The organism is Bradyrhizobium manausense (genome assembly GCF_018130615.1).
GTDB lineage: Bacteria > Pseudomonadota > Alphaproteobacteria > Rhizobiales > Xanthobacteraceae > Bradyrhizobium > Bradyrhizobium manausense_A.
This window is the reverse complement of the sequence record NZ_JAFCKB010000005.1, coordinates 256,384-277,331: the sequence shown is the minus strand read 5'-3', so window position 1 is coordinate 277,331 and position 20,948 is coordinate 256,384. Positions and strand designations below refer to the sequence as shown.

Sequence of the window (20,948 nt, the reverse complement as noted above, 5' to 3'; positions counted from 1 at the left end):
GCCGTACGGCGGGACCGGTGCGAGATCGACCATTCGGATAGATAATTGATGCGTCCCCTGGATTCCGTGACATCGAAGCAGCGGGTGGCCTACGGCCTCGCGTTCTTCGTGCTGTTCGTCGCTCTCTGGTCCTGGGCGACCTTCGGCGGCCATGTGTCGAAAACCTTTCTCGCCAATCCGCTGACCATGGTGCAGGAGGGTTATGATCTCCTGGCCAAGCAGGGCTTCCTGTTCGACATCGGCATGACGATCTGGCGCGTCGTCGGCGGCTTTGCGCTCGCGGCGATCATCGCGGTGCCGCTCGGCCTGCTGATGGGCGCCTACAAGCCGGTCGAAGCCTTCCTCGAGCCGTTCGTCTCCTTTGCGCGCTATCTGCCCGCCTCCGCTTTCATTCCACTCTTGATCCTGTGGGCCGGCATCGGCGAATTACAGAAGCTGCTCGTCATCTTCATCGGCTCGGTGTTCCAGGTCATCCTGATGGTCGCGGTGACCGTCGGCGCGACGCGGCGCGACCTGGTGGAAGCCGCCTATACGCTCGGGGCCAGCGACCGCGGCATCATCCGCCGCGTGCTGCTGCCCTCGTCCGCGCCCGAGATCGCCGAGATTTTGCGGCTGGTGCTGGGCTGGGCCTGGACCTACGTCATCGTCGCCGAGCTGATCGGCTCGTCCTCCGGCATCGGCCACATGATCACCGACAGCCAGGCGCTGCTCAACACCGGCCAGATCATCTTCGGCATCATCGTGATCGGGTTGATCGGCCTGCTCTCGGACTTCATGTTCAAGGCGTTCAACGCCTGGCTGTTTCCGTGGAGGCTGGCATGACGATCCTCAAGATCGAGCAGGTCTCTCGCACATTTCCCGCGCGCCACGGCAACGCCCCCACGAGAGCGCTGGAGCCGACCGATCTCACCATCGGCAACAACGACTTCGTCACCATCCTCGGCCCCTCCGGCTGCGGCAAGTCCACGCTGCTGCGGATCGTTGCAGGCCTCGACCGTCCGACCAGCGGGCGCGTCACGCTCGACGGGCGCGAAGTCACCGGCCCCGGCGCCGATCGCGGCATGGTGTTCCAGTCGTACACGCTGTTTCCCTGGCTGACCGTGCGCGAGAACATCGCCTTTGGCCTGCGAGAGCGCGGCGTGGCGGAGGCGGAGCGCAACAAGGTTGCCGACGCCTTCATCCGCCAGGTCGGACTTGCCGGCTTCGAGAACCACTGGCCCAAGCAACTCTCCGGCGGCATGCAGCAGCGCACAGCGATCGCGCGGGCGCTCGCCAACGATCCGAAGATCCTGCTGCTCGACGAGCCCTTCGGCGCGCTGGATAACCAGACGCGCGCCCTGATGCAGGAGATGCTGCTCGGCATCTGGGAGCGTGACCAGAAGACCGTGCTGTTCGTCACCCACGACATCGAGGAAGCCATCTTCCTCGGCAGCCGTGTCATCGTGATGAGCGCCCGTCCCGGCCGGATCAAGGCCGAGATCTCTGTGGACCTGCCGCATCCGCGCTCCTACAAGATCAAGACCACACCGGAATTCGTCCAGTTGAAGGAACGGCTGGTCGAGGAGATCCGCACCGAGGCGCTGAAGGTTGCCGAACATGCCTGACACACAGCCGCGCGCCAATGGCGAGCGCGTTCTTGCCGATCTCAATGCACTCCGTGCCTTCGGCACCTACAAGACCGGCGTGCACAAGCCCACATTTTCCGAGGCGCACAGGCAATCACTGGACTGGTTGGTGCGGAAGTTGCCCGACGCGAGGCTTACCGGCGCGATCGATGGCATCGGCAATATCATCGGCACCAGCACGAAGGCTGGGCCGAAACTTCTCGCCGGCTCGCATCTGGAAAGCCAGAACTACGCCGGCTGGCTCGATGGCCCGCTGGGCGTCGTCTACGCTTTCGAAGCGGCACGCGTGCTCAACGCCGATCCCACCGTGAAGGGCGCGGTGGAAGTGGCCGCATGGTGCGACGAGGAGGGCCATTTCGGCAGCTTCCTCGGCTCGCGCTCCTATGTCGGGCAGGTCACCGAGGCCGAGATCGACGCGGCACGCGACCGCAGCAACGGGCGCACGATGCGCGATGCGCTCGCCGACATGGGCCTTGCCGGGCGCCCACGCGTCACCGCCGAGCCCGGACGGCATGTCGGCTACCTCGAGGCACATATCGAGCAGGGCGACACGCTCGAAAGCGGTAAGCTTGCGATCGGTGTCGTCACCTCCATCGTCGGCATCTGGCAGTACCGTATCAATTTCACCGGCGAGCAGAACCACGCCGGCACCACGCGCATGGCCGTGCGCAAGGATGCGGGCCTCGCGCTTGCCAAATTCTGCGTGGCGATCGACGAGCGCTTCCCGGCCGCGTGCGGTCCGCGCACGGTCTGGACAACAGGCCGCATCACGCTCGATCCGGGCGCACCGAGCATCATTCCCGGCAGCGCCGAGATGCTGTTTCAGATCCGCGACGATAACCCGGCCGTCATCGCGCAACTGGAGGAGTTGCTGCGAAGCATGGCGGCTGAGACCACCGCGAAGGGCCCCTGCACCGTCAACGTAGAGAAAATTCGCACCGGTGCGCCCGCCATGATGGATACCCGCTTCCAGGACGCGATCGACGTCGCAAGCAAGGCGCTCGCCGGTGGACGATCCATCCGCATGCCGAGCGGCGCCGGCCACGATGCGCAGATGCTCGCGACCATCATGCCCGCAGGCATGCTGTTCGTGCCATCGATCGGCGGTATCAGCCATCACTGGACCGAGAACACCGCCGATGCGGACATCGTCACCGGCGCGCAGGTCTACGTCGATGCCTGCCGACGGATACTCGGTGGCTAGAACGATGTTCCGCCGCCGAACCTGAACTCCTGGACCACGTCGTATTTGCCCTTCGTGAGCGGCACGGCGTAATCGAAGCGCAGCGGTCCGAACGGCGAGGCCCAGATCAGGCCAACGCCGACCGACGAGCGCACCACGCTGCTGTCGTCATATTGCAGTCCGCAGGTCGGGCATGCCTTGGTGTTGACCTCACCTGTGGCCGCCCACGAGGTCGGACCCTGGTAACCCCAGAGCGAGCCGGCATCGGCATAGACCGCACCCTTCAGGCCAACCTCCTTGGGCAGGAACCAGAACGGCATCTGCAACTCCATGGACGCGCCCCAGTACTTCGTGCCGCCGAGCGCATCGCCTGTGGCGCCGTACCCTGCATAGGTGATGTCGCGCGGACCGATGCCGTTGGGAGCGAAGCCGCGCACGAGGTTCGGGCCCATCTGGAAGTGGTCCAGCATGCGCAGATCGTCGTTACCGATCTTGCTGAGAACACCTCCCTGGAGATGGATCACGCTGATGAGATCGGACACCAGCGAGGTGTAGTATTTTGTGTCCAGCGCGGTCTTCAAATAGGTGACGTCGCCGCCCACGCCGGCGAAATCCTGCTTGAAGTCGACGAGCAGGCCGTCGGTCGGGTTCTTGGTGTTGTCGAGCGTGTTATAGGTCAGGGTGTAGCCCAACGCCGAGGTCAAGGTCTTGCCGTTAGCCAATTCCTTTCGGATCGGCAGGCTCGATTCGCCGTCGGCGTAGCAGCCATAGCCGTAGTATCCTGAGCTCGTCGAGTTTGTGGGATCCGCTCCGCCCAGCACGTTCTGGATGTAGGCCGGCGTCGGGTTGAAGGCCAGCGACGCATTGGCTGCGTTGTTGTTGCAATTGTTGTAAGCGCTGGGAAGCGTGATGCTCTGCTGATAGAGTGAATAACGGAGCTGGAGCGACAGGTCCTCGCGCAGCGCGAAGCCCAGGCGCGGCGAGAAGCCCAGCGTCGTCACCCCATAGCTCGTATAGCTGTTCGACAGATTCTCGCGCCAATAAGTGTCAAATCCGAGTGCGATCCGGTAATCGAGCAAATAGGGCTCGACGAACGACAGCGACACGCCGCGGGCGTACTGGCCGTAAGTCACCGAGGCCTTGGCAAAGAGCCCCTTGCCGAGCAGATTGCGCTCCGAGACCGAGACTTCGGCGAGCGCACCGTCGGTGGTCGAATAGCCGCCGGAGATCGAGAAATCGCCGGTCGACTTCTCCTCCATGTCGACGATCAGAATCACGCGGTCGCTGGAGGAGCCCGGCTCCGTGGTGATCTTGACGCTCTTGAAGTAATCGAGGTTCTTCAGCCGGCGCTCGGCGCGGTCGACCAGCGCGCGGTTGTAGGCATCGCCCTCGGAGATGTCGAATTCGCGGCGGATCACGTAGTCGCGCGTGCGGGTGTTGCCGCGCAGATTGATGCGCTCGATATAGGTGCGCGGCCCTTCGTCGATGTTGAAAACGACGGAGACGGTGTGCGCCTCGAAATTGCGGTCTCCGCTCGGCCGTACGACGGCGAAGGCATAGCCGCGGCGTGAGGCCTCGATCTGCATCTCCTCGGTCGATTTCTCGACCGATTCGACGTTGTAGAGCGAGCCGACATTGACGCGCGATAAGCTGCGCAGCGAGCTCGCGTCGAAATTGGCGATGCTGGAGCGGAACTCGACCGTGCCGACGCGATATTGCTGGCCTTCCTCGATCTTGAAGCTAACGAGAAAGCCCTTCTTGTCCGGATCATACTCGGTCAGCGCCGCCACCACCTGCGCATCGGCGAAACCGTTTTTGAGGTAGAAGCGGCGGATCAGGTCGCGGTCGGCCTCGACGCGGTCGGGATCGTAGATGTCACCGCTGCTGAGAAAGCTGAGCAGGTTGCTTTCATGGGTCTTGATCACGTCGCGCAGCCGAGCGGCGGAGAAGGCGCTGTTGCCGATGAACTCGATCGACTTGACGCCGGTCTTTGCGCCCTCCTCGATCGTGAAGACGAGATCGACGCGGTTGTTTGGCTGTTCGATGATTTCGGGGGTGACGCGCACATCGTAGCGGCCCGAACGGCGATAGATCTCGGCGATCCGCAGCGCGTCGGATTGCACCATCGCCCGCGAGAAGGTCCCGCGCGGCTTGGACTGGATTTCAGCCGTGAGTTGCTCGTCCTTGATCTTCTTGTTGCCCTCGAACGCGACGCGGCCGATCACGGCGTTTTCCACCACCGACACGACGATGTGGCCGCCGACCCTGTTGACCTTCACATCCTGGAACAGGCCGGTCTCGACCAGTGCCTTGAGCCCGTCGTCGACGGCAATCTGGTCAAACTGCCCGCCGGGGCCGGCCTTGAAGTAGGAACGGACCGTTTCAGCCTCGACGCGGCGATTGCCTTCGACGACGATCGCATCCGTAGTTTGCGCCGCGGCCGGCTGCGGCAGCAGCAGCGGAAGTGAGGTTGCCAACGACACGCCGGTCGCGACCACCGCGACAAGCCAGGCCCGCAAAAACGACATTCCACACCTCAAGAGCAGCTAACATGCTCTGAAACGGGAAAGCTGTGGCCACGGTGTGGCTTTGGTATTGCTGTACTGTTTCCAGGGATTGAGTTTGATTGAGCCGGCACCGCGCAAACCGCCTCGTGCGCGGCGTTTGCGCGCAGAGCCAGCAACATCGGGCAATGGGAGCTATTCGGCAGGCAAGGCGCGCATCAATCGCGAGCTCGAGATTACGGCAGATTGTCCCGCAGGAAAATGTCGATACGGATGCGCTCCTGATCAGGGCTGATCGGCTCTTCCATGCAATGCGCCAGCAGCACCCTGGCCGCGGAGCGCGCCTCGTGGCCGGGATCCTGGTTGATGATCGCATCGAGCGTGCCGCGCACCAGGAAGCGTCGCGTATGCTGGGTCAGCTCATGGGTGATCCAGACCACGTCGCGCGCGCGGCCGGAGGCCTCGAGCGCCTCGGCGATGCCGCGATTGCCGGCACCGCAGCAGTAGATGCCGCGCAGGTCCGCATGGCGCTTGAGCAGCGCGGCAGTGAGCTCCCGCGTGCGCTCGCTGTCGTCGCGGCCCTCGATCACCGGCAATGCGGTGAGGTTCGGATACTCGCTGGACAATATCTGGTGGAATCCGAACTGCCGCTCGGTGTGATCGCGCAACGACAACGATCCCGCGATCACGGCCACCTTCCCCTCCCCGCCTGCAAGGAAGCGACCCGTGAGCGTTGCCGCGGTTCGTCCCGCAGCCGGATTGTCGATACCGACATAGTGCAGACGGCGCGAGCTCGGTGCATCCGATACAAGGGTCACCACGGCGACCCCGCGCGCGGCGAGTTGGTCGATCGCATCGCGTACCCTGGGGTGGTCGAGCGCGACCACGGCGACTCCGTGATAGGCCGGCGACAGGTCTTCCAGCGCACCGGCGAGCACATCCGGATCGAAGACGTCGACATGGAGGAGATCGATGAAGCCACGCTGGCCGGTGAGCCAGTCTGCGGTGCGCTGGACCTGCTCGGTCAGGTTGGTCATGAAGCTGTTGCTGCCGGTTGGCAGCACGAAGGCAAAGCGGAACGTCTGCCCGCGGGCGAGCCGCGCGGCGGCGACGTCGGCACGATAGCCGAGCTTTGCCACTGCGGCCTCGACGCGTGCAATGGTCTTGGCGCGGACGCCTTCTCGCCGGTTGACGACGCGATCGACGGTGGCGAGCGAGACGCCCGCCGCGCGCGCGACGTCCTCCAGCGTCGCACGAACCGCCGGCTGGATCGCACCAGCCGTCATTCGCGCGCCGCCCACAGCATGCCGCGGGTCATCAACGTCCTGATCTCCGGCACGTCGAGCTCGTAGGCGCGGTGGCCGAGCGAGGAATAGAACACCCTGCCGGCGCCGTAGCGCTTCTTCCACACCACCGGCATCACCACGCCGTCGATCCAGGGCGCGTGCTCGCCGGTGAAGGTCGTCGTCGCCAACACCTCGTTGGCGGGGTCGACATGCATATAATACTGCTCTGAACGATGCTCGAAACTGCTTAAGCCCTTCACGATGGGATCATCCGGCTTGGTGACATCGACCTTGTAATCGATGATGTTGCCGGGATGCGCGACCCACTGCCCGCCGCACAAAAACTGATAGTCGACGGACTCGCGGAAAGCATCACACATACCGCCATGATGGCCGGCGAGCCCGACGCCACCGCTCACCGCGGCGCAGAGATTGAGCGCGTCCGCCTTCTCGATCTTCGACATGGTGTAGATCGGGATGATCAACGAGAGATCGTGGATCTTGGGATCGCCGAACGCCTCCGTCGTCGTTTCGATCCGGACCTCGAAGCCTTCGGCCTTGAGCCAGCCGCGGATCATCGAGGCACACAAATCGGGATCGTGTCCCGGCCAGCCACCCCATACAATCAATGCCTTGCGCATGGTCATTCCCTCAGTCGATCTGTCCGGTTTCGCGTCCGGCTGGCAGCATCGCCGGCCGCTCCACGCGGCTCTCGATCTTGACGCGGCGGCCCTCGTCGGCGGAGGTCTGGAACGCCTCCATCACCTCCAGCACGTGGAAGGCGAGCGCGCCGCTGGCGCGATGCGGCCGGTCATTCAGGATCGCAGCGGCCATGTCGGCGACGCCGATGGACCGGAATTCACCTTCCGCATGACCGTGTGTCAGCGGCATCGCCTCCCATTCGCCGCCGGTCTTCGCCACCTGCACCTCGCCGCCAAAGCGGTTCGGGTCCGGCACCAGCATGCTGCCCTTGTCGCCGTAGATCTCGATCGGTGCATGGCGGTGTTTCGGCACGTCGAAGCTCATCGCGATCGAGACGACCGCCCCGCTCTCGAATTCGAGCGTCCCCGCGACATGAGTCGCGACCTCGACCGGGATCATCGCACCGTTCATCGGCTGGCTGGTGACCAGCCGCTCGGATCGCGGACGGGCCGTCGAGCCCATCACGCCGGCGACCGGACCGAGCAACTGGACCAGATCGGTGATGTAGTACGGCCCCATGTCGAGCATCGGCCCGCCACCTCGCAGATAGTAGAAGCCTGGCGCCGGATGCCAGCGCTCATGGCCGGGACAGCCGAAGAAGGCGCTGCCGGCGACCGGCGTGCCGATCGCACCGTCATCGATCAGCTTGCGCGCAGTCTGGTGTCCGCCGCCGAGGAAGGTGTCGGGCGCGGAGCCGACGCGCAAATTCTTCTGCGCGGCGAGATCCATCACCTTGCGCGCTTCGGCGACGTTGATGCCGAGCGGCTTTTCGGAATGGACGTGCTTGCCGGCGTTGAGCACGGCGAGGCTGACGTCGGTGTGGGCCAGCGGCACCGTGAGATTGATGACGATCTCGACATCGTCGCGCTTCAGCAATTGATCGACCCGCATTGCCGGCAGGCCGAACGCTGCGCCCTGCCGCTCCGCGACATCGCTGCGCATGTCCGCCAGCGCCTTGACCTCCATGACCGGGAACCGCTGGGCCGCCTTGAGATAGGCAGTGCTGATCACACCGCAGCCGATGATTCCGATGCCGACTTTTCTCATTGTTATCTCCGTGAAGTCTTGCTCATCCCTTGACCGCGCCTGCGGTGAGGCCGGCGACGATGTGCTTCTGCGCCAGCAGGAACAGAATGATGGTCGGCAGGATGGTGAGCGTGATGAAGGCCAGGATCAGGTGCCATTCGGAGGAGTATTCGCCCTGATAGACCATGATACCGAGCGGCCAGGGATAGAGTGCGTCGGTGTTGAGCATCACCAGCGGCAGCAGATAAGCATTCCAGCTGTTGACGAAGGTGATGGTGCCGACGGTCGCGAGAATCGGCCGCGACAGCGGCAGTGTCACGTAGCGAAAGAACTTGATGTAGCTGCAGCCATCGACCAGGGCCGCTTCGAGCAGCTCGTGGGGAATGTCCTTGAAGAAGCGCCGCAGCAGCAACACGCTCATGGCAAGGCTGAAAGCCACCTGCGGCAGGGCGACGCCAAAGTAGGTGTCGAGCAGGCCGAGGTCGCGGACCCTGATGAACAGCGGAAGCACCGCGGTCGCGGCCGGAAACAGCAGCCCGAGTGTCAGGTAGCTCAGCAGCATCGAGCTGCCGTAGAACTTGACGTGCGCGAAGGTGAAGGCAGCCATCGAGGCGACGATCAGGGTCAGGGTGACCGTGAGCGTCGAGATGATCAGAGAGTTGCGCAGGAGCTGCCAGTAACGGCCGGAGAACAGGATGTCGGCATAATTCTGCCACTCCCAATGCCTGGGCAGGCCGAATGGATTGACACGCAGCTCGCCGAGGGACTTGAAGCCGCCGAGCAGTGTCGCAAGCAGCGGCACCAGCACGAAGATGGCGACGAGCGTAAGGAACAGCGCCTTGAACAGCATGGCGGGATCGTACGGTTGACGGGCGGTCTCGGTGTTATTCATCGCGCATGAACCAACGCTTGTAGGTGAAGGCAAAGGTCACGCAAATCGCGAACAGAATGACGCCAATCGCACTGCCATAGCCCACCCGCATGCGTGAGATGCCGTTGTTGTAGAGGAAGCTCACCATGGTGTTGGAGGAGTCTGCGGGGCCGCCGCGAGTGAGCGGCATGACGAGGTCGAACAGCTGCAGTGACCCGACGATGGCAAAGAATACGGAGAGACGGATGGTCGGATAGAGCAAGGGGATGACGACATGGCGCAGGGTCTGCGCCCGCGTCGCGCCGTCGATCCGTGCAGCCTCGATCAGGCTCTTGTCGAGGCTCTGGAGCGCTGCGATGAACAGCATCATGTGGAAGCCGAAATACTTCCACACGATCACGATCAGCACCGCCAGCATCGCAGTGTCGGTCGAGGCCAGCAAATGCGGCGGCTCGGCGCCGAACGTGCGCCAGATCGAGGCGACGAGGCCGTAATCACCGTCATAGACGAAGGAGAAGATCAGCCCGGTCGCGATTTCGGCCAGGATATAGGGCATGAAGAACAACATGCGCAGCGCCACCGCGCCACGAAACTTCTCGGCGAGCATCAGGGCCAGCGTCAGTGCAAGCGGCAGCTGCATCGCGAGCGAGACCGCGATGATCAGCCCGTTGTTGCGCAGCGCGAGCCAGAAGGCGCGCGTTTCCAGCACGAAGCGGTAGTTGTCGAAGCCGATCCAGTTGGTTGGCTTGCCGAAGCCATTCCAGTTGAAGCCCGAGTACCACGCCGCCTCACCGATTGGCAGCACCACAAACAACGTGAACAGCAGCAGGGCCGGCGGCAGGAACAGGATCAGGACCGTGAAACGGCCGTCCCAACCCGGGCCGCGAACCGCAACCTGAGGGGGCGCCTCGCCAGCAATGCTCACCGGCGAGGCGATCGCGATCCGCCGCGCCACCGTCAGTTGCCCTGCTTGTACGCTGCTTCGATCGCCTTCGCAGCGTCCTGCGGGCTCATGCTGCCACCGGCGATCTCCGCGGTGACGTCGTTCACGACGCGGCCGACCGACGGGCCGAGGCTCTGGTCATAGAAGTTCTGATGATAATTCGACTTCGCCAGATTGGCCGCGATCTGCTTCATGAAAGCACTGTTGAGGCCGGCCTCGCCGCCCTTGACGACGGGAACGATGAAGTTGCCGGCGGCGAGCCGCGCCTGCACGTCCTTGGAGATAAAGAACTTGAGGAAGTCGGTGGCCTCCTTGGGCGCCCCCTTGGTGATCAGCCAACCGGTGATGCCGCCGAGCGTGTCTGACGGCTCGCCCTTGCCGCCGGGTACGACCGGAAAATCGAACCAGCCGAGCTTGTCGTCGGCGAGACCGACCTTGTCAGCGGCAAGCGCGCGCTGGGTGTGATAGAAGGACGAGATGGCGAGGGTCATCGCGGCCTTGCCGTCACCGAAATAGCCGACGGCCTGCGGGTTCTTGAAGCCGAGGAAGCCGTTCTGGAACGGCTGCAGGTCGACGAGCTGCTTGAACAGCTCACCGGACTTCTGGAAGGTCTCGCCGGCGAAGCCGCCGTTCTCACCCTTCAGCGCTGCATCGAAGGCAGCCTTGCCGCCAATGCGCACTGCGAGATGCGTCCAGTAGAAGTGCAGCGGCCATTTGTCGGCGCCGCCAACCACAATCGGCGTAACACCCGCGGCCTTCAGCGTTTTCACCGCGCCGAGCAGATCGTCCCATGTCTTGATCTTGCTTGCATCGACGTGACCCTTGGCCATCAAATCCTTGTTGTAGAGGAAGCCGACCTGCGACAGTGCGATCGGAAGTCCAAAGACGTGGCCGTTCTGGGTGAAGGCGGCGAGCGCCGCCGGTGCGATCGTGTCGCTATAGCCGCCGCTCTTCACAGAATCGGTGATGTCTTCGAGAACACCGGCCTCGATCTGCGTCTTCAGGACGCCGCCGGCCCAACTATAGATGATGTGCGGCCGGTCCTTGGATTGCAGGATGGTCGGCAGCTTGGCCTTGTAGGCCTCGTTCTCGAGGAACTGCATCTCGACCTTGACGCCGGGATGCGACGCCTCATAGGCACGCGCGACCTCCTCCCAGACCTTCACCTGGGCCGGATTAACCTCGATGTGCAGCCATTTTACCGTGGTATCGGCTGCGGCGACGTTGGCGCCAAACAGGCATGCGGCAGCGGCGAGTCCCAGCTTCTTGAGCAGTCTCATCTCATCCTCCCAACAGGCTCTTATTCTTTGGCTGCAATCCTGCCTTCAATTTTTGAGGTACGCAACACAAATTCTGACCTATGCACCTCACGAAGGGAATGGATAAGGTCGGGAAAAGAGTCGGGGCGGCCCGTCGCGCCGCCCGCAACAAACTGGGAGTTGCCCATGGCTGCCATCTATTCCGACCTCGCCGGCAAGGTCGTGCTCGTCACCGGAGGCGCAGCGGGAATTGGCGCCGCAATCGTGCGGCACTTCGCGGAGCAGAAATCCAAGGTGGTGTTCTTCGACATCAAGGTCGAAGAGGGACAACGCCTGGCGCGCGAGCTATCCGATCGGGGACTGGCTGCGCATTTCCAGCGCGTCGACCTGACCGACATCCCCGCGCTGCGCGCCGGCGTGGCGGAGGCGCGCAAGGCGCACGGCGCGATCAACATCCTGATCAACAACGCCGCGCATGATGAACGGCACAAAACCGAGGAGATGACGCCGGACTATTGGGACGACCGCATCGCAGTGAATCTGAAGCACCAGTTCTTCGCCTCGCAAGCCGTGCTGCCGGACATGAAGGCGGCAAACGCCGGCGCCATCATCAATTTCGGCTCGGTGTCGTGGATCGCCGGACAAGGCGGCATGGCTGCCTACACCGCCAGCAAATCAGGCGTGATCGGTTTGACGCGCTCGCTGGCACGTGACTACGGTCCCTACAATATCCGCGTGAACGCGATCGCGCCGGGTTGGATCATGACCGAGCGTCAACTCGAGAAATGGATGACGCCGGCCGGCGAGATCGAACTGCAGCAGCGACAGTGCCTGAAGCGCAGGCTGGTCCCGGACGAGGTCGCGAAATTCACCGTCTTTCTTGCCTCCGAAGAGGCCTCCGCCTGTACGGCCCAGCATTACATCGTCGATGGTGGATGGGTGTGATGCCTTGAGGATGGCGGGCGCGCCAATTCCAAGCTGTGACGCGTCCGCGGGTTGACTTGCGGAAAGGTTCAGCGGCTATTCCGGCAAACGTCTCGTCGTACCGGCAACGTCCAAGGTGGCACCATGATCAAGCGCGTCCTACCCTATGAGGGATTGCTTCACGAAGTTGTCGAGCATAATGGCGTGCTCTACATCGGCGGGATTGTTCCTGAGGACACCAGCCTCGATATGGCGGGCCAGGCAAGTGATGTACTTGGCCAGTTGTCGCGCTTGCTGGAAACCCTGGGATCGGACCGCTCCCATGTCCTGCAGGTGACGATCTTCGTGACAAAACTCAGCGAGAAGGCCGCATTCAATACGGCCTGGAAAGCCTGCTTCGCGGAGGCGTCTCTGCCGGCGCGCGCAGTCATCGGGGTTGCCGACCTCGGCCCCGGCGTCAAGCTCGAGATGACAGCGATCGCGGCTCGACGCGCGTCGAGCTGACGGCGCGAAGCAACCTCTTCAATCGCCGGGCTTCAGGGCGACGGGGCCTTCGAGTGAGCCGATGGACAAGGGTTCCGTCACTCCCACCCCCTTCACCTGCAGCCGCTCGAAATCCGGCTGGAAGCTGCCCTGCGCCATTCCCGTCAGTTCCAGGCCGGTGGCGCTGCGACGAAGGTGGAAGGTCAGAACCAGCGCATCGGTGCGCCAGGCCGCCGTATCCCCATCGTCCTCATAGAGGTCGGCAGTGGAGTGCATCACCGGCGCACCGAATATCACGAGCGACCGGTCGCCCTGACGGCCGGTCGCGTCGATGTCAACGACCGGAATCATGCTGCCGCCGCGGACGAACAGAGGCAAGCGTCCCAAGGGCGCAGCGACCTGCACCATCTCACCGCCGGCGAAGCGCCGGCCGTCGTGCCAGTCGTACCAGCCGCCGTCGTGCGCGGGCAATCGAACGCAGCGTTCGAAAGCGCCCTCCTCGAGCACGGGAGCGACGAGCAGATCGGGGCCGAGCATGAAGGCATCCTCGACGCCCCGCACCGCTGCATCATCAGGGAAATCCCAGAACAGCGGGCGGATCGCGGGCTCATGGTCGCGGCTGGCGCGCCACATCTGCGTGTAGAGATAGGGCAACAACCGATGACGCAGCGCGATTGCCGCGCGCACCTGCGGCAGCGCATCCGCGTACATCCAGGGCAGGGTCACCGAGCCGTCATCGTTCCAGGAGTTCATCACCATGCGCGGCCAGAGTGCACAGAACTCGGCGAAACGGCAGAGCAACTCGGGACTTGGCTTCGGACCATGGAAGCCGCCGACATCATGCCCGATGCTGAACAGCCCGGAGAGGCTCATGTTGAGACCCTGGGTGAGATTGAAGCGCAGCGTCTTCCAGGCCGTTGCGTTGTCGCCCGACCAGGTCTGACCATAGCGCGCAAGCCCTGCCGGCCCGCCGCGGGTAATGACATAAGGCCGCCGCAACGGCGATCGCTCCGCCTGCGCCTGGAACGACAGCTTCGTCATTAACAATGGCTGCGCCGGCCGTCCCAGTGCCTGGGCAAAGGGGCGGCCGTCTCCGGCACAGATCGCGTCCTCATCCCAGATCTCGAACTCATTGTTGTCGTTCCACATGGAAACGACGCCGTGATCGAGCAGCGCATGCTCGATGCCCGCACGCCACCACCGGCGCCCATCGGGATTGGTGAAGTCGACATGAAAACCCACTCCGTCCCAGAACTGCGCGACCGCCGGAGCGCCCGTCACGCCATCCTTCACCAGGATGCCGGAGTCGATGGCCTCGTCGAGCCGCGGATGATCGTCGAGCAGGCACGGCTTGATGTTGGTCACCGGCTGCATGCCCGCTTCGACCAGCCGCGTCATGGTCGCCGATGGATCGGGAAACTTGTCGTAGTTCCAGTTGAACACGTAGCGGCGCGAGCCGATCGAGGTGTAGCCGGAGCCGAAATGGAAGCTGTCGCAACGGATGGCGTGGCGGCGGCAGTCGGCGATGAAGTCCGTCACCCGCCGATCGGCGTCGGGCGCATCCGCAATCGCCATCGATGTAACACCGAAGCCGTAGGACCAGCGCGGTGCGAAGGCCTGGCCGCCGGTGAGCCAGGAGAAACGGCGCGTGACTTCGTGCAGCGTTGGCCCCGCGAGCACGTAGAAATCGAGGTCGCCATCGTCGGCATGATAGGACCTGAACGTGCCGTGATAATTGTCGATCGTGCAGCCGAGATCGACAGATCCGGTGGCAAGATTGTCATAGAAGATGCCATGCGCACCCTGCGGCCCGTCGACGATGACGAACGGCAGCATCTTATAGAGGGGATCGCTCAGTTCGGCATCGAAACCACAAGGATCCACCGCGTCGATGGCAAAGCGCCGTCCCGTACGATCCAGCGGGCCGGCCTTGTCGCCAAGGCCATAATGTCTCTCGTCAGGATGCCGCGCCATCATATGGGCGATGGCCGGAGTCTTGTTGGAGATGAAATAGGCTTGGGTCGGCCGGTCGCGCAGAAACGGCTGGGCATCGCCGGCGCGGCGCCAGGCAATGCCGAACGGGCGGAGCCTAACCTCGGCGGTCAGCCCGGCTGCCGCAACAGTGACGATGCCGTCGCCCGGCGTGACCGTTACCGCCGGATTGGCGAAGCCCGACAAATCGTCGCGGTTGCGTCCCTCATAAGGCGGCTCGATGCCACCAGGCGCCAACGACCAGCCCCGATCCAGCCGAAAGCCGCCAGCACGGCGCAGCGTCACCCGGCCGAGATCACCCTCGAGAATGCGGACCGCGATGGTGACGCCCTCCCCAACCTCGAACACCGCGGCTCCGCCCTCGTAACCGCGATAGCGGCCCTCAACCAGGGCTTTCATGTCTCATCACTCCATTATTGATCGCTGGTCGTTATGGACCTGCGTGATTCAGACACCGGGCCGTACCGCGGCCCCTTCGGCATCGAACAGATGAAGGTGGGCCGGCTCGAAGCGAACCGGGAGAGTCTCGCCGCGCCCCCGCAGCGCCTGCCCGTTCTGTCGCACCGTGATCTGCGGCAGACCGGGCGCGCTCGCATAGAAATACGTATCGCCGCCGAGCTGTTCGACGATGTCGATGGTGGTTGTCAGATCGGCCGCGCCGTCGGCGAGCGTGATATGCTCGGGGCGTACACCGAGCGTCGCAGACGCGCCCGTAGCGAGCGGTCCCGTCGCAACCTTGATCGGCTCACCGGCCTCGCCGACGCGCACCAGGCCCGGCGACACCACCTGCACCGGCAGCAGGTTCATGCGCGGCGAACCGATGAAGCCTGCGACAAAGAGATTGTCGGGCCGATTGTACAGATCGAGCGGCGTACCCACCTGCTCGATGCGGCCGCCGCGCAGCACCACGATACGGTCGGCCATGGTCATCGCTTCGACCTGATCATGGGTCACGTAGATCATGGTCCCACCGATCTCGGCGTGCAGCGCCGCGAGTTCCTTGCGGGTCGCGACTCGAAGCTCGGCATCGAGGTTGGAGAGCGGCTCGTCGAGCAGGAAGATCTTCGGATCGCGCACGATGGCCCGGCCGATGGCCACCCGCTGGCGCTGGCCACCCGACAGCGCCTTCGGCTTGCGCTCGAGATAGTCGGAGAGACGCAGCATCCCGGCCGCGCGCCGCACCCGGGCGTCGATCTCGGCGCGCGCCAGACCCATGTTCTCGAGGGCGAAGGCCATGTTCTGGTAGACCGTCATATGCGGATAGAGCGCGTAGGACTGGAAAACCATGGCAAGACCGCGATCCGAGGCCGGCACGCGCGTGACGTCGTGGCCATCGATCGCAATCTCGCCGCCGGTGACATCTTCGAGCCCGGCGATGATGCGCAGCAGGGTCGACTTTCCGCAGCCGGACGGGCCGACGAAGACGATGAACTCGCCATCCGCGATCGCGAGATCAACCCCGTGGATCACGGCGACCGTCCCGTAAGCCTTGCGGACGTCCCGAAGAGTCAAGCCAGCCATGACGACACCCTCGCCATCATTTCATCCCCGTATTGGCTATGCCGGTGGCGATGAAGCGTTGCAGAAAAACGAAGACGAGAGCCACCGGGACCAGCGACACCACCGTCATCGCCAAGAGATAATTCCACTGCGTCTGCAGCTCGCCCTGGAAGGCGTTGAGCCCGATCTGCAGCGTGAAGGATTCGGACCGGGTCAGCACTGCGAGCGGCCACAGAAACTCGTTCCACCGCCACATGATGGAGAAGATGGCGAGCACCGCCAGAGCGGGAGCCGCCAACGGCATCACGATGCGCCAGTAGATCTGCCACTCGCTCGCTTTGTCCATGCGCGCCGCCTCGATGAGGTCGCGCGGCAGCGTCAGCATGTACTGCCGCAACAGGAATACCCCCGTAGGCGTTGCAGCCCCCGGAAGAATGACAGCCCAGAGCGAATTGACGAGACCCAGCTTGGTGATGACGAGATAAACCGGCACGAGGATGATGGTGATCGGGATCATGAGCGTCCCGATCACCATCAGCATGGCGATCGTCTTGCCCCTGAATTCATAGATGGAGAGAGCATAGGCTGCCATCGAATTGATGAGCAGCGTGATCAGCGTTGCGATCGTCGTGACGAACACCGAGTTCCACAGATAGCGAGTGAAGGCGAATTTCTGAAGCGGCTCGGTATAGTTCGAAGTCACGAAACTCAGGTGCCGAACCGGCGCGAGCCTGGCCGTCGGCACGCGATATTGCCGTTTTGGGTCGGCAGGATCGACCATCTGGGCGATCAGCCCGATGCGCCTGATCTGCGCGAGCTCGCGACGCTCGCCGTTGTCGAGGGTGGCTGCAAAGAGCGGCAACGGCTGCGGAAAGCCCTCGACGCGCACCTCCTGCTGGGACAGCGGCAGCAGCGAGGGCGGAAATTCCAGGAGGCTTGCCTGAGTCTTGAACGAGGACAGCACCAGCCACATGACAGGCCCGAACATCAGCACGACGCCGAGCCCGAGATAGGCGTAGGCGGCGATGTCGGTCCAATGCCAATGCCCGTTCCGACGGCGAGCGCGCAGCAGCTGAATTGGCTTCATGACGCGCTCCGGGTACGCGACAATTGCGCCAGCGTGAGCAGGAACAGCACGACACCAAGCACGATCGACGCCGCCGCGGCGAGGCCGAAATTCTGCACCTGGCTCGCAAACGCGGTCTCATAGATGTACTGCACGATCATGAGGGTTGCGGTGCCTGGTCCGCCACCGGTCAGCACGAACACCTCATCAAACGTCTGCACGCCGCGGATCATCGCCAGCACGATCACCACGATGAGGTTCGGCCAGAGCAGCGGCAGCGTGATCCGAACGAGCACACGCCAGCGCGGCGTGGCGTCCATTTGAGCCGCCTCGTAGAGATCGGCGGGAATGGCCTGCAACCCCGCGAGCAGGATGAGCGTATAGAAACCCATGTGCGCCCAGACCGAGACGAACACCGACCAGAACATCGCCCAGCCGGGGTCGACAAAGAACAAGATCTTCTGACCGCCGATCATGGTGAGCCCCGCGTTCAGCAACCCGTCGCGTTGCAGGATCCATTTCCAGACCAGCGCAACAACGACCGGCGACAACAGGACCGGAAAGAAATAGACGGCGCGGAAGAAGCCGCGGCCGCGAATCCGCATATTCAGGACCAGCGCGGTGACGAGCGAGAACGTCACCATGGAGACGAGCTGGAAGACGGTGAAGCGCATCGTGTTGGCAACACCGCGCCAAAAATGATCGACCCGGCACGAGGCGGGATCGAAGAATGATCCGCAATCGAACAGATAGGCGTACTGCTCGGTCCCGACATAGGGGCGTTGCGAAGGAAACAGCGACTCACCGCCGGTCAACGAATAGGCAAGATCGATCGCAAGCGGAACGAAGACGAAAAGCGAAAAGAAGGCGAGGTTCGGCAGCAGAAAGACATAGACCATTCGCCGCTCGCCGATCAGCCGCTGCAACAAGCCCATCGGACGGTCGATGAGACGCAACACGGCGCCGAGGATCGTCGCGCCGCTCCGGCGCAAGCGCGCGAGACGAGAGGCCGTCGGTACGGCCTGTAGTCCGATGCCATCTGGCAAATCGATCATGCCGCGGCGCGCCCGGCCTACTTCTTGTTGCGTTCGGCGAGCTGTTGCTCGATGTCGCCCGCGATACGCTTGTAGGAGTCGTCAAGGGTAATCTCACCGGAGACCGCCTGTCCCAGTCGGCTGATCACCGCGTTGAGGATCACACGGCTCGCCGGATAACCCTGCAACTGATTGGCCGCCGGGGCGAGCTGGTTGACGCCATCGCTGAACACCTTGAGCGCGGCATTCGCCACCGGCGAGGCGTCCTTGTAATCGAGGCCCTTGCGGGCGAGACCAAGATGGCCCGGCACGAACAGCGAACGCGCGTAGAACTCGGCAACGACGTCCTCGCTCGCGAGGTAATCGAGCACGCGCGCGACCTCTTCGGGGTGCTTGGTCGACTTGATGCCGACCAGCGCGGCGCCGCCGGGCATGCCGGAGCAATTCGCCGGCCCGCAAGGTGTCGGCACCGCCACCCAGTCGAAGGCCGCTCCAATCGTCTTGTCGAACTGGCTGATCTGCCAGGAGCCCGATTCATACATGACGACCTGGGCATTCTTGAATTCCTCGTTGGCGCCGCGGTAGGTCGCTCCCGCGACCGAACCCCACAGCTCCTTCGACATCACGCCGCTGTTGTGCCAGTCAAAGATCAACTTGGCCGCGCGCTTGAACCCATCGTCGATCACGGCCGGATTTCCCTTGTCGTCAAACACGGCGGCGCCTTCCGAAATCGCCATACCGAAGAAGCGATGGCCGGAACGGTCGAACGCGATCGGAAACGGCGCCTGCACCTTGGCCGCCACCTCTTTCGTCGCTTTCGCCCAGTTCTCCCAGGTCGCTTTCGGCCCCGGCATCGCCACGCCTGCCTGCTCGAACAGCGTCTTGTTGACGAAGGGACCGGTTACGGTGAGCTGAGTCATGAAGCCGGGGATCGATGATGTGTCGCCCGGCACCCGCATCCATTGCAGGAAAGGACCGTAATTCGCCTCCCAATAGGCGGCGTCCTTCAGATAGGGACGCAGGTCGAGCATATAGCGGGCCAGCCCGCCCATGTCGGCGACGCGGGCGATATCAGGGCCCTGACCGGAGGCGAGTTGCACGGGAAGATTCTCGTTGATGGCTTTGAAGGGCACCTGGTCGAGAACAACGTGGATGTCCGGGTGCTTATCCTCGAAGCGGCGCAAAAGGTCCGCCATCACCTCGCCTTCGTTGCCATCGGAATACCAGGTCATCCGAAGCGTCGTCTGCGCTGCGGCGACGCCAATGCCGAGGCTGGCCGTCAGCGCCAAAAGACAAGCCGTCAACAAGGACGCGCCGATAGCCCGTCGGATAACTGCCCGCATTGCGCTCTCCCTGCGATCTCTGAGATCTTGGATTCAAGCTTGGCAAACGTTTGCCTAACCTGTCAATCTCTATATTGTCTGACATCAATGGAACACACCGAGCCAGACCCATGACACGCAAGCAACGCTCCACCCCAGCCTCGCTCGCGACCGTTGCCGCAGCCGCCGGAGTCTCGATCGCCACGGTGTCGCGCATCGTCAACGGCGAAACGCGCCGGGCCTCGGCCGAGACCATCGCGCGCGTCCGCAAGGCCATAGCCGTCGTCGGCTACCAGCCCAACCACGCCGGCCGGACACTGCGCCGGCGAGAAAGCCGCCTCGTCGCGATGCTCGCCCCCAACCTGGAGAATCCCGTGATGGCCGCCATTGCCGCCTCCACCGAAGCCGCGCTGCGCGCCGCCGGTTACGTGATGATTCTCTGTGACACCCACGATCGCCCCGACCTGCAGGACGAATATCTCAACGCGATGCGTTCGCAGGTGGTGCGCGGCTATATCATGGTCGCCAGCGTGCCGAGCCCAGTGCTGAAGGACTTCGTCGCTGACGGCGCGCCAATCGTCTTCGTGAACCGCCGCCCACCCTCCGGGCGGGGCGCCTTCGTCGGCATCGACAATATCAAGGCCGGCGCCGACGCCGCCGACATGCTGTGGTCAGCGGGATTACGACGCTGCGGCGTGCTGACGCCCGCCCAAGGATCCTCCGTGACGCGGGATCGCCTGAAGGGATTCTGCGACCGCCTGCGCGCTCTTGGGACCGAGGACGTCTACAAGGCCGAGGCCACTGGCCGTTCTCATCTCGAAATCGGATATGAAGCCGTACAGCGGCTCACAGCGCGCGACGGCTGGCCTGAGGGGCTGATGTGCGTCAGCGACCAAATCGCTTACGGCGCCTATCGCTTTGCCCGCGAGAGCGACGTCGTCATCCCGGAACGCTGCATGCTCGTCGGCATCGACGGCAATCCCCTTAATCGTTGGATCGCGCCGTGGCTGCGGTCCATCGAAATCATGTACGAGGAATTTGGCCAGCCGATCGTGGAGCTACTGGATCAAGTTTGGCGCGGCGGCGGCAATGCGGAGCGCATCATGCCGCACAGCGTCGCATGAAAGCGCTTTGGACACGGCGGGACAATGTTGCGCGCCTCGAGCTGCCGGCACCGGCGCCAGGCAATCACAGCCCCGCGTGACCGGCAATCGCAGCAATGGCGATG

18 protein-coding genes are annotated in these 20,948 nt (G+C 63.6%); 6 read left to right on the top strand and 12 right to left on the bottom strand.

The annotated features are described in order from the left end of the window. Positions 1-48 precede the first annotated feature (48 nt). Genes JQ587_RS12545 through JQ587_RS12535 form a run of 3 tightly spaced genes read left to right on the top strand, consistent with a single transcriptional unit; the run spans position 49 to position 2,829 of the window. Positions 49-822 (top strand): ABC transporter permease, encoded by a 774-nt coding sequence (locus JQ587_RS12545; RefSeq protein WP_212425567.1) that lies wholly within the window; start codon positions 49-51, stop codon positions 820-822. Beyond that, positions 819-1,604, top strand: coding sequence for an ABC transporter ATP-binding protein (locus JQ587_RS12540; RefSeq protein ID WP_212425484.1), 786 nt, complete (start codon positions 819-821; stop codon positions 1,602-1,604). Before JQ587_RS12545 ends, JQ587_RS12540 begins: the two co-directional genes overlap by 4 nt. Next, on the top strand, positions 1,597-2,829 hold the full coding sequence (locus JQ587_RS12535; protein ID WP_212425483.1) for a Zn-dependent hydrolase: 1,233 nt from the start codon (positions 1,597-1,599) through the stop codon (positions 2,827-2,829). The genes JQ587_RS12540 and JQ587_RS12535 overlap by 8 nt, the downstream gene beginning before the upstream one ends. Here JQ587_RS12535 and bamA read toward each other — a convergent pair. The 7 genes from bamA to JQ587_RS12500 form a co-directional block, all read right to left on the bottom strand. After that, complete coding sequence (gene bamA, locus JQ587_RS12530; RefSeq protein WP_212425482.1) at positions 2,826-5,336, bottom strand: outer membrane protein assembly factor BamA; 2,511 nt, start codon at positions 5,334-5,336, stop codon at positions 2,826-2,828. The two genes, JQ587_RS12535 and bamA, sit on opposite strands and share 4 nt — an antisense overlap. A gap of 212 nt (positions 5,337-5,548) precedes the next feature. After that, a complete protein-coding gene (locus JQ587_RS12525; RefSeq protein WP_212425481.1) occupies positions 5,549-6,598 on the bottom strand; it encodes a LacI family DNA-binding transcriptional regulator in 1,050 nt (349 codons plus the stop codon). Then, positions 6,595-7,239: a ThuA domain-containing protein gene (locus JQ587_RS12520; protein WP_212425480.1), complete on the bottom strand. Its 645-nt coding sequence runs from the start codon at positions 7,237-7,239 to the stop codon at positions 6,595-6,597. Before JQ587_RS12520 ends, JQ587_RS12525 begins: the two co-directional genes overlap by 4 nt. 10 nt (positions 7,240-7,249) lie before the next feature. After that, positions 7,250-8,347, bottom strand: coding sequence for a Gfo/Idh/MocA family protein (locus tag JQ587_RS12515; protein ID WP_212425479.1), 1,098 nt, complete (start codon positions 8,345-8,347; stop codon positions 7,250-7,252). 22 nt (positions 8,348-8,369) lie between these two features. Further along, positions 8,370-9,218 carry a carbohydrate ABC transporter permease gene (locus tag JQ587_RS12510; protein WP_212298720.1) on the bottom strand — a complete coding sequence of 283 codons (849 nt, stop codon included), beginning with the start codon at positions 9,216-9,218 and terminating at the stop codon, positions 8,370-8,372. Next, positions 9,211-10,152, bottom strand: a complete 942-nt coding sequence (locus tag JQ587_RS12505; RefSeq protein WP_212425478.1) for a carbohydrate ABC transporter permease — start codon at positions 10,150-10,152, stop codon at positions 9,211-9,213. Before JQ587_RS12505 ends, JQ587_RS12510 begins: the two co-directional genes overlap by 8 nt. 2 nt (positions 10,153-10,154) lie before the next feature. After that, entirely contained in the window at positions 10,155-11,420 is a 1,266-nt protein-coding gene (locus JQ587_RS12500; RefSeq protein ID WP_212425477.1) for an extracellular solute-binding protein, read from the bottom strand. Between the two features lie 165 nt (positions 11,421-11,585). Here JQ587_RS12500 and JQ587_RS12495 point away from each other — a divergent pair, with 165 nt between their 5' ends. Both JQ587_RS12495 and JQ587_RS12490 read left to right on the top strand, forming a co-directional pair. Further along, positions 11,586-12,344 (top strand): SDR family NAD(P)-dependent oxidoreductase, encoded by a 759-nt coding sequence (locus JQ587_RS12495; protein WP_212425476.1) that lies wholly within the window; start codon positions 11,586-11,588, stop codon positions 12,342-12,344. A gap of 123 nt (positions 12,345-12,467) precedes the next feature. After that, positions 12,468-12,827, top strand: coding sequence for a RidA family protein (locus tag JQ587_RS12490; protein ID WP_212298724.1), 360 nt, complete (start codon positions 12,468-12,470; stop codon positions 12,825-12,827). 18 nt (positions 12,828-12,845) lie between these two features. Here the strand turns inward: JQ587_RS12490 and JQ587_RS12485 are convergent, their stop codons facing one another. From JQ587_RS12485 to JQ587_RS12465, 5 genes are all read right to left on the bottom strand, one after another. After that, on the bottom strand, positions 12,846-15,197 hold the full coding sequence (locus JQ587_RS12485) for a glycoside hydrolase family 31 protein (protein WP_212425475.1): 2,352 nt from the start codon (positions 15,195-15,197) through the stop codon (positions 12,846-12,848). A gap of 48 nt (positions 15,198-15,245) precedes the next feature. Then, positions 15,246-16,319 (bottom strand): ABC transporter ATP-binding protein, encoded by a 1,074-nt coding sequence (locus JQ587_RS12480; protein ID WP_212298726.1) that lies wholly within the window; start codon positions 16,317-16,319, stop codon positions 15,246-15,248. 16 nt (positions 16,320-16,335) lie between these two features. Further along, complete coding sequence (locus JQ587_RS12475) at positions 16,336-17,385, bottom strand: carbohydrate ABC transporter permease (protein ID WP_212298727.1); 1,050 nt, start codon at positions 17,383-17,385, stop codon at positions 16,336-16,338. Beyond that, the gene (locus JQ587_RS12470; protein WP_249154295.1) at positions 17,382-18,299 is read right to left on the bottom strand and encodes a carbohydrate ABC transporter permease; all 918 of its coding nucleotides are present in this window, start codon (positions 18,297-18,299) and stop codon (positions 17,382-17,384) included. Before JQ587_RS12470 ends, JQ587_RS12475 begins: the two co-directional genes overlap by 4 nt. A gap of 137 nt (positions 18,300-18,436) precedes the next feature. After that, positions 18,437-19,741, bottom strand: coding sequence for an ABC transporter substrate-binding protein (locus tag JQ587_RS12465; protein WP_212425473.1), 1,305 nt, complete (start codon positions 19,739-19,741; stop codon positions 18,437-18,439). Positions 19,742-19,851: 110 nt separating this feature from the next. On the opposite strand from JQ587_RS12465, the gene JQ587_RS12460 reads away from it, so the two are divergent. Then, complete coding sequence (locus JQ587_RS12460; RefSeq protein WP_212298730.1) at positions 19,852-20,844, top strand: LacI family DNA-binding transcriptional regulator; 993 nt, start codon at positions 19,852-19,854, stop codon at positions 20,842-20,844. Positions 20,845-20,948 lie beyond the last annotated feature (104 nt).